Annotated in this window: 16 protein-coding genes, 1 pseudogene and 1 other annotated feature; of the genes and pseudogenes, 8 read left to right on the top strand and 9 right to left on the bottom strand. The window is 64.9% G+C overall.

Going from position 1 to position 12,475, the window contains the following annotated elements; translation table 11 throughout:
- The first annotated feature begins 5 nt into the window (after positions 1-5).
- On the top strand, positions 6-224 hold the full coding sequence (locus ABIC65_RS11980; protein WP_354308940.1) for a DUF2274 domain-containing protein: 219 nt from the start codon (positions 6-8) through the stop codon (positions 222-224).
- A 757-nt stretch (positions 225-981) separates the two neighbouring features.
- Here ABIC65_RS11980 and ABIC65_RS11975 read toward each other — a convergent pair.
- The 3 genes from ABIC65_RS11975 to ABIC65_RS11965 all read right to left on the bottom strand — a co-directional run bounded on the left by ABIC65_RS11975 (position 982) and on the right by ABIC65_RS11965 (position 4,119).
- Positions 982-1,380, bottom strand: coding sequence for a BCCT family transporter (locus ABIC65_RS11975; RefSeq protein ID WP_354308938.1), 399 nt, complete (start codon positions 1,378-1,380; stop codon positions 982-984).
- Between the two features lie 67 nt (positions 1,381-1,447).
- Entirely contained in the window at positions 1,448-2,944 is a 1,497-nt protein-coding gene (locus tag ABIC65_RS11970; RefSeq protein WP_354308936.1) for a SulP family inorganic anion transporter, read from the bottom strand.
- Positions 2,945-3,001: 57 nt separating this feature from the next.
- Positions 3,002-3,057: a sequence feature (sul1 is cis-regulatory element that is thought to sense ions involved in sulfur or methionine metabolism; They are found in Alphaproteobacteria), on the bottom strand.
- A 159-nt stretch (positions 3,058-3,216) separates the two neighbouring features.
- The gene (locus ABIC65_RS11965) at positions 3,217-4,119 is read right to left on the bottom strand and encodes a LysR family transcriptional regulator (protein WP_354308934.1); all 903 of its coding nucleotides are present in this window, start codon (positions 4,117-4,119) and stop codon (positions 3,217-3,219) included.
- Between the two features lie 106 nt (positions 4,120-4,225).
- Between ABIC65_RS11965 and ABIC65_RS11960 the strand changes: the two genes are divergently transcribed.
- Both ABIC65_RS11960 and ABIC65_RS11955 read left to right on the top strand, forming a co-directional pair.
- A complete protein-coding gene (locus ABIC65_RS11960; protein WP_354308932.1) occupies positions 4,226-5,056 on the top strand; it encodes an oxidoreductase in 831 nt (276 codons plus the stop codon).
- A gap of 189 nt (positions 5,057-5,245) precedes the next feature.
- A complete protein-coding gene (locus tag ABIC65_RS11955) occupies positions 5,246-5,659 on the top strand; it encodes a hypothetical protein (RefSeq protein ID WP_354308930.1) in 414 nt (137 codons plus the stop codon).
- A gap of 60 nt (positions 5,660-5,719) precedes the next feature.
- Here ABIC65_RS11955 and ABIC65_RS11950 read toward each other — a convergent pair.
- Positions 5,720-6,474: pseudogene (locus tag ABIC65_RS11950) on the bottom strand (IS5 family transposase).
- A gap of 202 nt (positions 6,475-6,676) precedes the next feature.
- Here ABIC65_RS11950 and ABIC65_RS11945 point away from each other — a divergent pair.
- The 5 genes from ABIC65_RS11945 to ABIC65_RS11925 all read left to right on the top strand — a co-directional run bounded on the left by ABIC65_RS11945 (position 6,677) and on the right by ABIC65_RS11925 (position 10,066).
- The gene (locus tag ABIC65_RS11945) at positions 6,677-6,865 is read left to right on the top strand and encodes a hypothetical protein (RefSeq protein ID WP_354308928.1); all 189 of its coding nucleotides are present in this window, start codon (positions 6,677-6,679) and stop codon (positions 6,863-6,865) included.
- The gene (locus ABIC65_RS11940) at positions 6,862-7,149 is read left to right on the top strand and encodes a hypothetical protein (protein ID WP_354308926.1); all 288 of its coding nucleotides are present in this window, start codon (positions 6,862-6,864) and stop codon (positions 7,147-7,149) included. The genes ABIC65_RS11945 and ABIC65_RS11940 overlap by 4 nt, the downstream gene beginning before the upstream one ends.
- Positions 7,150-7,329: 180 nt before the next feature.
- Positions 7,330-7,560, top strand: coding sequence for a DUF1488 family protein (locus tag ABIC65_RS11935; RefSeq protein WP_354308924.1), 231 nt, complete (start codon positions 7,330-7,332; stop codon positions 7,558-7,560).
- Between the two features lie 454 nt (positions 7,561-8,014).
- Positions 8,015-8,248 (top strand): hypothetical protein, encoded by a 234-nt coding sequence (locus tag ABIC65_RS11930; protein WP_354308922.1) that lies wholly within the window; start codon positions 8,015-8,017, stop codon positions 8,246-8,248.
- Between the two features lie 327 nt (positions 8,249-8,575).
- Positions 8,576-10,066, top strand: coding sequence for a PAS domain-containing protein (locus ABIC65_RS11925; protein ID WP_354308920.1), 1,491 nt, complete (start codon positions 8,576-8,578; stop codon positions 10,064-10,066).
- 13 nt (positions 10,067-10,079) lie between these two features.
- On the opposite strand, the gene ABIC65_RS11920 is transcribed toward ABIC65_RS11925, so the two are convergent.
- The 5 genes from ABIC65_RS11920 to ABIC65_RS11900 form a co-directional block, all read right to left on the bottom strand.
- A complete protein-coding gene (locus ABIC65_RS11920; RefSeq protein ID WP_354308918.1) occupies positions 10,080-10,466 on the bottom strand; it encodes a response regulator in 387 nt (128 codons plus the stop codon).
- Positions 10,463-10,675: a hypothetical protein gene (locus ABIC65_RS11915; RefSeq protein ID WP_354308916.1), complete on the bottom strand. Its 213-nt coding sequence runs from the start codon at positions 10,673-10,675 to the stop codon at positions 10,463-10,465. The genes ABIC65_RS11920 and ABIC65_RS11915 overlap by 4 nt, the downstream gene beginning before the upstream one ends.
- Before the next feature lie 69 nt (positions 10,676-10,744).
- Positions 10,745-10,936 carry a hypothetical protein gene (locus ABIC65_RS11910; protein ID WP_354308914.1) on the bottom strand — a complete coding sequence of 64 codons (192 nt, stop codon included), beginning with the start codon at positions 10,934-10,936 and terminating at the stop codon, positions 10,745-10,747.
- A gap of 35 nt (positions 10,937-10,971) precedes the next feature.
- A complete protein-coding gene (locus ABIC65_RS11905) occupies positions 10,972-11,457 on the bottom strand; it encodes a hypothetical protein (RefSeq protein WP_354308912.1) in 486 nt (161 codons plus the stop codon).
- Positions 11,458-11,594: 137 nt separating this feature from the next.
- A complete protein-coding gene (locus ABIC65_RS11900) occupies positions 11,595-12,431 on the bottom strand; it encodes a helix-turn-helix transcriptional regulator (protein WP_354308910.1) in 837 nt (278 codons plus the stop codon).
- Positions 12,432-12,475 lie beyond the last annotated feature (44 nt).

The raw sequence follows: 12,475 nt of genomic DNA, 5'->3' as shown, positions 1-12,475 counted from the left end.
CCGACATGCCTGATTTGAAACTCGCAAAGCTACCGGATCGAAAGCCCGTCAAGCTGGCGATCCACATCACGCCCGACCTGCACCAGCGGCTGCAGGACTATGCTGCGCTATATGCCGAAACCTATGGGCAGAAGGAGGCGGTGACGGATCTGATCCCGGCGATGCTCGCGTCCTTCCTCGATAGCGACCGCGGTTTCGCAAGGGTGCGGGGAGCGAACCGATGAAATGAACATGGCTCGGCTTCAACGCTTCTACCCCGAACACTGCTCTGGCGGGTGGCTTTCGAATGCTGAGTTCGTCTGCCCACCCACCGTCTTTTCGAAGAAGACATGTCTACGGATCATCCTTCCGTCAAAAGAGCTGCAAACGCATCATTCTGGTTGCCGTCGCGGACCATTTCAGAGCTGATCCAGACGGTAGCTTCAGTCCATGCCCGTTAGCGACAGTTGCCAAAGCGGGAAGTCGTTCTGCTGGCGTCCTTGATCGCCTAGATGCGCATGTGAGGCCGATAACCTTATCCTTATGGAACGCGGCAAGGCTCGACCTAACCAGCGCCCTGCCGCGCGGTCAGCGGTCGACCGGCTCCGCCTTCCGTTGCTCCTCCTTGAACAGGAATGAGGGCAATATATGGTTGAGAGACCCACCCGAAAGAGTGTCGCGACTCGGGCCTAAAAAGTACCAAATTGGTTCATCGGGCGAGGGTTCGTGTCCGGGTTTCGGACCAGATTTTTTGGTGGGCCACGAAGGGGCCACGGATCGAAGGCTCCGCCAAAACCCACGCTTTTCTGCGGGTTACAGCGCCCGATGTGAGTCCTGTAAGCGCACCAGTACATATTGAGAACATTGTAGAAAACCGCGGAAAACTGCGAAAAAATGGGCCTAGCGCGGTCCCATATTTTCTCATTATGTTCCGCTGTGGCCCGCTCAAAAAGGGCCACGAATCATGGGGCGACGAACGCTTCAGGAGCCGTGGCCCCATGCTTACCGGGCTCCAGATTCGATCGCTTCAGCCGGCACCCCAGACGCCTCCAGCGCCGTATAGTGCTGGATCGGCTCGGCTACGGCAAAATACATCAGCCCGATGCCCATCCCGGCGGCAAACAGCATCGCGAGCCAGGAGAGATAGGGGAGGTCCGGCTCGGCATTGTCCGGCCCGAGCTTGGGCTTGTCCGCCGGCCCGAAGCCGAGCGCGAGGACGACGACCAGGAACACCGCGACGGCGGCGATGTAGAACCACCCGAACGTGTCGATGGTCCAGGCCTGCGCCGCCTTGAAGGTCAGGTCTGCGCTGCCGGGCATCGCGATGGTGACGCCGAGCAAGGCCAGGATGAGCGCCGAGGCCCCCCGGAACACGCGGGGGTTGATTGCACTTTTCAGCATATGTGCACGCTGAACGCCCGTTGAGCGAAAAGGTGGCCGCAACCGCCGTTGCGCGCCACCTGGGGGCTCAGTGCGGCGCCAGCCCCAGTTCGACGCCGGTCTTGTCGTGCAGCGCGAAACGGTCGACGAGGTCCGCGCTCGCATGGTTATAGCCGATCACCTCGACGGTACGGCCGTCGCGGCGGAGCCGCGCGACGATCTTGTCCAGCGCGCCGACGCCGGAGATGTCCCAGAAATGGGCCGCCGTCACGTCGATCACCACCTGGTCCGCGCGATCCTCCCCTTGGAAGGCGCGGGTGAAGCGGTTCACCGAGGCGAAGAAGATTTCGCCCGACACCCGGTAGACGGCGCGCGTCCCGTCTGCGGAAAGCTCCCGCTCCACCGAGAACATGCGCTGCACCTTGCCGGCGAAGAAGATCCCGGAGAGCAGGACGCCTGCAAGGACGCCCAGCGACAGGTCGTGCGTCGCGACCACCACCACGACCGTGGTCAGCATCACGATGGAGGAGGTCGGCGGGTGCCGGCGAAGGTTCGCAATCGAGTTCCAGCTGAAGGTCCCGATCGAGACCATGATCATCACCGCCACCAGCGCCGGCATCGGGACGCGCCCGACATAGGGACCCAGCACGGCGAGGAGGAAGAGCAGGAAGGCGCCCGCGACGAAGGTGGAGAGGCGCCCACGCCCCCCGGACGTGACGTTGATGACGGACTGGCCGATCATCGCGCAGCCGCCCATGCCGCCGAACAGGGCCGCGACGATGTTCGCGCCGCCTTGTCCGCCACATTCCCGGCGCTTGTTGCTGTCGGTGTCGGTCATGTCGTCCACGATCTGCGCGGTGAGCAGCGATTCCAGCAGCCCCACCGCCGCCATGGTGAGCGCATAGGGCAGGATGATCCGCAGCGTCTCCAGGGTCAGCGGGACCTGCGGCAGGGCGAAGCTCGGCAAGCCCTGCGGCAGCTTGCCCATGTCGCCCACCGTCTGGACCGGCAGCGCACACGCGATGCTGACCGCGCTCAGCACGAGGATAGCGACCAGCGGCGAGGGGACCGCCTTGGTGATGCGGGGGAAACCGTAGAGGATCGCCAGACCGGCGGCGACCATCGCGTAGGTCTGCCAGCCGACATGTGTCAGTTGCGGCAGCTGCGCCAGGAAGATCAGGATGGCGAGGGCGTTGACGAAGCCGGTGATGACCGAGCGCGAAACGAACTGCATGACCAGATCGAGCCGCAGCACGCCCGCCACGATCTGGATCACGCCCATCAGGATCGTTGCGGCGAAGAGGTATTCGACGCCGTGTTCGCGCACGAGCGGGCCGACGAGGACGGCGACTGCCGCCGTCGCGGCCGAGATCATGCCGGGACGCCCCCCGACGAGGGATATGGTCATCGCGATTGCGACGGAAGCGTAGAGCCCCACGCGCGGGTCGAGCCCGGCGATGATGGAAAAGCCGATCGCTTCGGGGATCAGCGCCAGGGCGACGACGATGCCGGCCAGCACGTCCCGGCGAGCGGCGATGCCGCCCGTGAACCACTGGCGGCGGTACGCGGTGAAATCGAAAGTCATTGAAAATCCACAACAGGGCACAGGGCGCCAAGCAGCGCCGACAGGATTGGTGCGTGTTGTTGTCCGGCGGATCGGCGGCCGGAATAGCCACCCGGAATTTCACCGGGTCCTTGCGAATGTACGGCGCATAGATGCTTGGCGGGGTCGACGCAACATGTCTGCGCCACGAAGACTTCTGCGACGGCGGTGCGGGGCATTTGTAGGGCCCGGGCGGGCAGGTCTCGGCAGCAAAATCAACTGCTCGAAGAAGCTCGCGATCAAGCACGCTGTTGCTAATCGGGCGCAGCCGCGCGGATCGTGTCGATCACCGCGCGCAGGGCCGGCGCCATCTGCCGCTGCTGGGGGTAGCACAGATAATAGCCCGGAAAGGGGACCGACCAGTCTGTCAGGAGCGGGACGAGCTCGCCCCGGGCGAAGGCGTCGACCACTGACTCCTCCTTGAGGAAGGCGATGCCGACGCCGGCCAGCGCCGCGTCCACCATCACCGCGCGGCTGCTGGTGATCAGCGGGCCTTCCACGGCGACCGAGAACCAGTGCCCCTTCTCGAAGAACTCCCACGCATAGGGTCCCGGCTGCCCCGGCCAGCGCCAGCGGATGCAGCGATGCTGCAGCAGGTCCTTCGGCGTTTGCGGAACCCCGTGCTCGGCGAGATAGGCAGGCGCAGCGACCGCCAGCTGCCGGATGTCACCGCCGAGCCGGAGCGCGACCATGTCGCGCTCGATCAGTTCGCCGATGCGGATCCCGGCATCATAGCCGCTGCCGACGAGATCGACGACCGTGTCGTCGATCGTGAGATCCAGCGTGATGTCGGGGAAGGCGCGCGCCAGCTTCGGCAAGATCGGCACGACGAACCGGTCGGCGGCGGCATGGAAGCAATGCAGGCGCACGGTGCCGGTCGGCTGCCGCGCGGCGCTGCGTGCCTGCTCCAGCGCGCCCGCCAGGCTGTCGATCGCCGGCGCGACCTCGGCGAGCAGGGCGGCGCCGGCTTCGGTGAGCGAAACGCTGCGGGTGGTGCGATGGAGCAGCCGGATTCCCAGCCGTTCCTCCAGCCCGCGGATCAGCTGGCTCAACGCCGAGGAGGATACCCCCAACTGCTCCGCCGCCCGGCTGAAACTTCGCTGTTCGGCCACGGCCGCAAAGGCGCGCAAGGCACCGAACTCGCTGGGATGGATCATGCCGCGCATCTCAGCATTGTGAAGCTGATCTTACAAGCCCGGGTAGCAGCTGGCCGATTATCCCACCCGAATAGAGAGCTATCTCCGTTATCGAAGGAGAACAGCTATGAAGACATGGTTCATCACCGGTATTTCCCGCGGGCTCGGCAAGGCACTCGCGCAGGCCGCGCTGGCGCGGGGGGATACCGTCGTCGGCACGGTGCGCGAGGGGGCGCCGGACCTCGATGCGGGCAGCGGCACGCTGCATGTCATCCCCGTCGACCTGGCCGACGCGGCGGCGATCGCGCCCGCCGTCGATGCGGCCTTCGAGAAGGCGGGCCACATCGATGTGCTGGTCAACAACGCCGGCTACGGCCTGCTCGGGGCGCTGGAGGAGGCGACCGACGCGGAATTCCAGCGGTTGTTCGCGGTCAACGTCTTCGCGCCCTTCGCGGTGATCCGCGCAGCCCTTCCGGCACTGCGGCGGCAAGGCAGCGGTCACATCCTCAACATCACCTCGATTGCGGGCCGAGCCCCGGCGGGGTCCTCCGGCCTCTATTCCGCGACCAAATCGGCGCTCGAAGGGCTGACGCAGAGCCTGGCGCAGGAAATCGCACCTTTCGGTCTCAAGGCCACGGCGATCGCGCCCGGTGCCTTCCGTACCGACTTTCTCAGCGACCATTCGATCCGGCGCAGCCAGGGCGGCGGGGCGCACTATGCGGAAAGCGTCGGCACGGGGATCGCAAGGCTCAACGCGATGGCCGGCCGGCAGATCGGCGATCCGGACAAGGCGGCCGCGGCGATCCTCGAACTGGTCGACGCGCCCAACCCGCCGCTGCACCTGCTGCTCGGGAGCGACGCGCTGCGGCGCGCCCGCGAGAAGCTCGACGCGGTGATCGACGAGATCGATCGCTGGGAAACGGTGACGCGCTCGACCGATTACCAGCAAGGGGTCTGAGCGGCCGGACCTGGGCGGCCTTCCCTCTGGATCAGAGGGAGGGCCGTCTCCAAGGCGTGGTTCGTTTGCGGATATCGGGGAGGGCGCGCTACAGCAGCACCCCACCAAGGTCGGCGGGACGGTGTACCTGCGACCCGGCAAGCATGGCGAGTAGCGTAACGACATGAGCGACCAGAAAACGGAGTCCTGGTGCAAGCCCGGCGGGTCCCGTTCCCCTCGTCGATAAGCGAGGCGGCGCGTGACCGTCTCGGGCGGCAGGTAGACGAGGACGGCGTTCCGCTGAATGCGCGCTACACCATGCCCTCGCCGAACGACCATGCCGGCTGGATGCAGCTCAAGGCCACCGCGGACGGGCATTATGTGGCGGCGGTAAAGGGGCTGGCCGGTACCTTGCGCGCCACGGTCGAGACCGTTCGAACCGGTACGGCCACGATCCATGTCGCGACGCCCGAAGCCGTGGGTGCCCCGGATCGTGCCTATGTGGATTTCCATGACGGAGCATTCGTGTTGGGCGGCGGCGAGGCCTGTCGGATGCAAGCGCAGATGCAGGCGGATCAACTGGCGGTGGAGTTATCCCGGTTCGTACAGGCTCGGTGGGGATGAGGCATTTTCACCGCTGCTGTAACGTCCCGGCGACGTAGCGCTGTCGACTAGGGCTGGAACTCACAAACGCCACATGACGCTGGCGGCGAGCTGGATGCTGCCGAGAAAGATGGCAGCGATGCGGTCGTATCGCGTGGCGAGGCGTCGGCAGTCCTTGCGGCGGCACAACATGCGCTCAATGGCGTTGCATCCCTTGTAGAGGCTGCGGCTGAAGCAGCTTTTCCAGCGTCGGTTGGCCTTGGGCGGGATGTTGGGAACAGCACCCTGCCGCTCGATGAGGTCCCGGATACGGTTGGTGTCATAGGCGCGATCGGCATGGACGATGCAGCGGGCCGGCAGGTCATCGAGCAACGCCTCCGCTGCCCGATAGTCTGCCGCCTGGCCAGGCGTCAGGAGGAAGGCGAGCGGCTTGCCTTGGGCGTCGGCGATGGCATGGATCTTGGTGTTGCGCCCGCCTCGGCTGATCCCGATCGCCTGGGCGTACGCCCTCCTTTTCCGCCGGCAGCCGAACGGTGGGCCTTGACATGCGTGCTGTCGATCAGGACCTCAGCGGGTGGTCCGCCGGCAGCGGCCAACGCTTCAAATACTGCCTGCCAGACGCCTTTTTCCGACCAAGGTTTATGCCGGTTGTACAGCGTCTTGTACGGACCATAGACGCTCGACGCGTCCTTCCAACGGCAGCCTGCCTGCAGCACATGGACGATGCCGATGATCACCCGACGGTCGTCCACCCGCGGCGCACCTCGCGGCTTGTTCGGAAGCAGCGGCCTTAGCCGCTCCCACTGTTCCTCGCTCAGCCAGAACTCTCCCGGCAATTCATCCCTCCACCTCAACGTGCAGGGTGAATCACATCTCTCACGCCAAGGGCATCCCGTTTATGGGGCCAGCCCTAGTAGAAATGCGATATCGATCAATATCATGGGTTGGCCGATGGAAGCGCAATCAGCGTTAGCCGGGGTTGGGGCTTTGAGCAGATCGCAGCACAGTGCAGATGAGATTCGGGACGAATTGGAGCGGGTGGCCGCACGCCTTAGCGCAGGCGACGAAGATCTGGAGTTGGGCTTCCACCTCCCGCGGCCTGCCGCCCCGGACTGGCCTTTCCCGCACAATTGGGACGTGGCGGTCGCCGTGCCCGAGGGGCTCGAGGACCTGGCGTTCCGAACGATCGACGAAGTCGCCGCTCGTTGGGATCTGCAACAGGGGTGAACGGGCCCGATGTCGTCCGGCTGCGTGCCGGCACCGTCACCTTTCAGATGCCCCTTGGGCATCCCGTCTGGTCCTATGCTGACGAGGCGTCCGGGCGCCTTGTGGACGTCGAGGTGGAGCTTCGCGCGCTGCTGCGGCTGAGCCATGCCGGAGCGGCCAAATACGCGACGACGCCGACCCTGATCGGCAACAGGCAGGTCGTCGAGCAGGTGGCCCGCCGCATCATCGATCGCGAGGGGCCGAGCTTTGTTCAGCCGGTGCGGGTGACGGTGCGAGACGTGTGACCCCGGCGCGCGTGCTGCGCGAGGCAAACCGGCAAATGCCCGACGGAAACCTGGATAGGTGTGCTCATCCGGTAACTTACGCGGTTTCCCTAAGTGCAGGTGCCGGATCGAAGACGCGATAGGCACCTCTCTTGCAACAGCAGAGGGAACGCCGTGGGATTTGTCGCTTTTCAGATGCCGATGACCGAAGCACGATGGTCCTACCAGAATGCAGGTGCCAGCCGTAGCGTCCATGTCGAGGTCGAGCATGCCGCGCTCGAGAGACTCGACGAATCCGGCATCGCCCATGCGCTTCCCCATGCAATCTTCACTGCCAACAGAGCCGCGATCGAACGCGCCGCTCGCCGCATCATCGACCGCGAAGGTCCGAACTTCGCCGAGCCCATCCAGGTGACCGCCAGGGACGTCTAACCGTCCTTTATGGGCATGCGTCGCAACTCTTTCTGGAGCTGCCGCTTCGCCGCTCGACACCCACATGACCCGCGCCGCAACGTTGAAGGCAACGTGTTCGCGACGTCCCGGCGAATGTGCTGGCACCGTGCGGCGCGCTAACCGTCGAGGTGACGTGGTAGGGCGTAATCCGCTGATTCTCCGCCTGTGGAGGCGTCTGGGGAAGCCGTGAAGCGGCGCTCAAGCAATTTGCCAGAGCAATCCTGAAGCGAATCCGGCGCATGTTTACGGCGGGGGTTCGCTTAATTCGCATCCCCAGGCGGAGATGGGCTAAAGCAGTTATGCTTCAACGCGTTTAACCATCATGTCGCCGCCAAAGAAGTTGCTGCGTCGCATCATCCGGCATTGAGGGGCGTTAGCGGTACCACGTCCATTGTGGACCGGAGGAGACTTCGCAATGCATGGAGAAGATGGGGTGGCTGGCCAGGAAATCATCAAGAACGTCGAGCTGGCACTCGGCGATGGATCTATCGTGTCGGTGTTCCTGAGGGGGCACGATGAACCCGTCTCGGTCGTGCGCGTGCAGCGCAATGTTGCCACGGTCCGCCTGGAGGGGACCGGGAATGCAGTCCATGATGTGGCCTATAGCGCTATCGCCGGCGCGAAATATGCCCCGCGCGGCGCCGGGGTCATCGACGGAATCGCGTGAGCCGGCAAGAACCCGTCACTGCACGGCACAGGGGAACCCGAACGAGCAGGATCCGCCGATCGCGGCTGCTACCAACGGGCGTCGCTCCGGAAGGAACCTGATCTATGCAAGTCCGTTAACGAACGCGGTCTTCGAAACGGCCGCGCGAAAGAAGGATCATGGCGCAGGCATCGTCAGGCTGGCGCCCGACGCCGCGAGAGGAAGAATACAGTGCTCTGATGCCGCTCGTACCAGCTGCAGTTCCCGACAGGTGATGCTGCCGACTACGTTTCGCGGCGTCGCATGCGCTTTGGCCTCACGGAAATATAGGAAAAGAACGCTCCGCGCATGACCGACGAATTCGAGAGCGCATACTTCATGGAAGAGGCTGGTCGGAACGAGGCGCTGCAAGGCTTCGGGTTGGCAGAGTTGCTTGGCAGCGCGGAATTGACGCGCATCACCGATTTCGCATCGGCCCTGTGCTCGGCGCCGATCGCCTTGGTCAGCATTGTCGAAAGCGAGCGGCAGTGGTTCCCCGCGCGAACCGGACTGGACGTCGGGGAAACGCCGCGCGAGACATCCTTCTGCGCGCATGCCATGCTGGGTACCGAGATCATGGTCGTCCCCGACGCCACCAAGGATTCCCGGTTCGTCGACAACCCGCTCGTAACCGGCGACCCCCATATCCGGTTTTACGCAGGCGCGCCCCTCGTCTCGGACGACCAGGTCCAGCTCGGTGCGCTGTGCGTCATCGACCGCGAGCCCCGTGCCGGATTGACCGCGCTCCAGCACGACGGCCTGCTCGTGCTGGCGGCGAACATCATGGCGTTGCTGCATGCCCGGCGCGCAACACGGCGCACCGACCGGGAACTGGACGAGCAGGAAGCCAAGTTCCGGATCCTGGCGGATGCGATGCCGCAGATGGTCTGGTCGACCCGTCCGGATGGGTTCCACGATTACTACAACGCGCGCTGGTACGAGTTTACCGGGGCGCCGGCCGGATCGACCGACGGGGAGGGGTGGAACGGCATGTTTCACGCGGAGGACCAGCCCAAAGCCTGGTCTGCCTGGCGCCACTCGCTGGAAACCGGGGCCCCCTATGAGATCGAATATCGCTTGCGGAATGCGGACGGCACCTATCGCTGGACGCTGGGCAGGGCGCTGCCGATCCGCGACCGGGATGGCGCGATCACCCGCTGGTTCGGGACCTGCACCGACATACATGATCAGAAGATGATCCAGGCCCAGCGGGAGATCGTCGCGCACGAACTCAGTCACCGCATCAAGAACATCTTCGCGGTGATCAGCGGGCTGATCAGCTTCTCCACGCGCCACCATCCGCAAATCAAGCCGGTAGCCGAGGATCTGCGGGAGCGCATCCTGGCGCTGGGTCGCGCGCATGACTTTGTGCGGCCGCACAGCGACGCATCAAGGCCAAGCGCCGTGCAGGACAGCCTGACCGACATGCTGGCCGAACTGCTGGCCCCCTATGCAGGGCGTATCGTCATCGTCGGCGACGATGCGACGATCGACGACCGTTCCGCCACGCCGTTGGCGCTGCTGTTTCACGAACTTGCGACGAACGCGGCGAAATATGGGTCGCTGTCGTCTCCCGAGGGCGATGTGCAGATATTGATTGCGGCCGCCGATGCGCGTGTCCGCATCGAATGGCGGGAGCGCGGCGGCCCCCCGGTCAGCGTACCGACGAACGACGGGTTCGGCACCAAACTGATCGAACTCAGCGCGATCAAGCAGTTGGGTGGCCGGATCGCGCGGGACTGGGCGGTCGACGGCTTGCGGCTGGATCTCGATCTTCCGGTCGCGGCGCTGCACCGGTAGCAGCGACTCTCTCCTAAAGGCTGATCACGTCCTGGTGTGCAACTGCCGGCGTTTCCGGCCGCGCCGCGATCGCGGCGGCCGTAACGATCGCTTCTTCGGAGAATGGCTTGCGAATATAGCCGACAGCAGTCGGTGCCGGTCGCTCGATCTGGTTCGGATTGGCCGTGACATAGACGATCCGCACCCCGAACCTCTGCGCCAGTTCGTGCGCAAGCCCGGGGCCGGTCGGGCCGTCGCGCAGATTGAGATCGACAAAGGCGACGTCCGCTGCCGCTGCGGCGGCGAGCGCTTCGCTTTGATCCGCCGCGATCGCGACCACCGTATAGCCGGCATCCTGGAGTATCCGCTCGATCTCCATCGCAATGAAGATTTCGTCCTCGACAATAAGTACGGATTTCATGACGCGGCTTTCATCTGCAGCAAAATGCCGCAGCGACGTGGCCGTTCCCTGACGATGACAAGTCGTGCGGCCGGCCAGATGGCCACGGCATCGGTTTCGAGGACGCCAGGCCCGATTGTCCGCCGCACGCCGAGGTCCTTGGCTCTGCGAAAGAGGGGCGCGCGCGCCTGTGCGACAATAAATTTCGCGCGATACACCCGATCAGGCACCTTAGCCTCTATAAGTAAAGGAAACGCTAACCCCGGGGATGGTCGATGATGAATTTTGCAGCGGTACCTCTACACGGCATGCGCCCTTCCCGAGCGGTCGCGAAAAGCCGTGCCGTGGACGAACTGCGGCATTTCGAGGTCTGCCCGATGTGCGGACAAGCCGTCGACCGCCGCGACGACCTCGCTGTCATGTACCATTTGCCGGTAGGTCATCAGCCGCTGCCGCGCCACTGACGAGGCGGCAGCGCGTCTACGTCGCATGCGCAGGGGCAGGCTGGCGCGCCGTACCCGTCCCCTCAGGCCGTGGCCACGTCTCTCGATGGTTGGTGGAGATCGTCGGCAAGACGCTCGATCGCCAGGGCGGTGATGATCGTCTGCAGCAGGTGGACCGACCAGCGTTCGATCGCCTTCCTCGAACCCGCCCTGACCTCGCCTTCGGTGATGCCGAGGAGGGGGGCGACGCCGGCGATATTCACGACATAGAGCGCGGTCCCGTACAACGCCCCAAGCACTGCCGGCGGCACGGAGGGAAGCGCCCGGCGCATGGGCGGGTACAAGGCGGCGAAGGCAACGGACGCGCCGAGGTGGTTGGCGAGTTCGATGGCGCTGGTGCCTGCATCGCCGATCACCGCGCGTGATCCGGTCAGGCCATCGATCCAGTCAACCGAATCGCGATCGAGGGTCTTGCCGAGGGTACCGGTCTTGCGACCCGCGAACATCGCCGCCGTGGTCACGGCCCCGGCGAGAAGGCCACCAATGATCACTGCGTTCCGGGTTTTCATCGCGCACTCCTTCAGAGCTTTCGGCGGAGAACTCGAAAAGGACGGGATGGGTCCGCGGCCGCATCTTTGCCGGGCCGCCCCGTTACCGGCGCCGGATCAACCCTTGGTATCTGCCGCCGGCATCGCATCCACCAACGTCAGTCTCCATGCGCGTCGAGCAGCGTCCGGAGCCGCGCGGCGTCCGCCGGGGAGGCTGGATTGTAGATGATCATGCCGAGCTCGGGCCGTCCTTCCACCGCAAAGGAAGAGAATTCCATCGCCAGAAGCCCCGCCTTCGGGTGATGGATGCGCTTCACGCCTTCGCCGTGTGACACCACATTGTTGTCCTCCCACAGCGCCTCGAACATCGGGCTGATGCGGCACAACGCGGCGACCAGGCTGGTGACTTCGGCGCTGCTGCTGGCACCTGCGCGCGCCACGTCTGCGCGGAATGCGCCGACAACGAAGCGCGCCATGCTGTCAAAATCGGCGTTTTTCGCGCGCACGCGGTCGCTGCCGAACATCAGCCGCAGGATGTTGCGGTCCTCGCGCGGCAGCTTCGCATAGTCGGTCAGCAGCACCGTCGCCGCACGGTTCCAGCCGACCACGTCCCACATCGCGGTCTTGATGATCGCCGGGCTCAGCACCATGCCGTCGAGCACGCGCTGCAGCCGCGGCGAGATGCCGTCGACCAGCTGGTATCGTGCCTCCGGTGGATGCCCGAGTCCCAGCATGTAGAGGTGCTCGCGCTCGGGCTCTGTCAGCATCAGCCCCTTGGCGATGCGATCGAGCACATCGGCGGAGGGCGCGCCGCCACGCCCCTGTTCGAGCCAGGTATACCAGGTTGTGCTGATATTGGCCCGGCTCGCCACTTCCTCGCGGCGAAGCCCCGGCGTGCGTCGCCGACCGCCTGTGAACCCGAACGCAGCAGGATCCAGGCGGGTTCGGCGATCCCGCAAATAGGCGCCGAGCGGATTGGGCGCATCACTCGCCATCGAAGATCCTGTTGGAAGCTATACTAGGATAAGCTCACTACTTT

This window comes from Sphingomonas trueperi, from assembly GCF_040545665.1.
Lineage (GTDB): Bacteria > Pseudomonadota > Alphaproteobacteria > Sphingomonadales > Sphingomonadaceae > Sphingomonas > Sphingomonas trueperi_B.
The sequence above is the reverse complement of the archived record's forward strand: the minus strand, read 5'-3'. Positions and strand labels throughout refer to the sequence as shown.

What these genes read in the sequence shown, in the direction of transcription:
- ABIC65_RS11980 (WP_354308940.1), top strand. Translation starts at nt 6, where the DNA reads ATGCCTGATTTGAAACTCGCAAAGCTACCGGATCGAAAGCCCGTCAAG.
- ABIC65_RS11975 (WP_354308938.1), bottom strand. Translation starts at nt 1,380, where the DNA reads ATGCTGAAAAGTGCAATCAACCCCCGCGTGTTCCGGGGGGCCTCGGCG.
- ABIC65_RS11970 (WP_354308936.1), bottom strand. Translation starts at nt 2,944, where the DNA reads ATGACTTTCGATTTCACCGCGTACCGCCGCCAGTGGTTCACGGGCGGC.
- ABIC65_RS11965 (WP_354308934.1), bottom strand. Translation starts at nt 4,119, where the DNA reads ATGATCCATCCCAGCGAGTTCGGTGCCTTGCGCGCCTTTGCGGCCGTG.
- ABIC65_RS11960 (WP_354308932.1), top strand. Translation starts at nt 4,226, where the DNA reads ATGAAGACATGGTTCATCACCGGTATTTCCCGCGGGCTCGGCAAGGCA.
- ABIC65_RS11935 (WP_354308924.1), top strand. Translation starts at nt 7,330, where the DNA reads ATGACCGAAGCACGATGGTCCTACCAGAATGCAGGTGCCAGCCGTAGC.
- ABIC65_RS11925 (WP_354308920.1), top strand. Translation starts at nt 8,576, where the DNA reads ATGACCGACGAATTCGAGAGCGCATACTTCATGGAAGAGGCTGGTCGG.
- ABIC65_RS11920 (WP_354308918.1), bottom strand. Translation starts at nt 10,466, where the DNA reads ATGAAATCCGTACTTATTGTCGAGGACGAAATCTTCATTGCGATGGAG.
- ABIC65_RS11910 (WP_354308914.1), bottom strand. Translation starts at nt 10,936, where the DNA reads ATGCGACGTAGACGCGCTGCCGCCTCGTCAGTGGCGCGGCAGCGGCTG.
- ABIC65_RS11905 (WP_354308912.1), bottom strand. Translation starts at nt 11,457, where the DNA reads ATGAAAACCCGGAACGCAGTGATCATTGGTGGCCTTCTCGCCGGGGCC.
- ABIC65_RS11900 (WP_354308910.1), bottom strand. Translation starts at nt 12,431, where the DNA reads ATGGCGAGTGATGCGCCCAATCCGCTCGGCGCCTATTTGCGGGATCGC.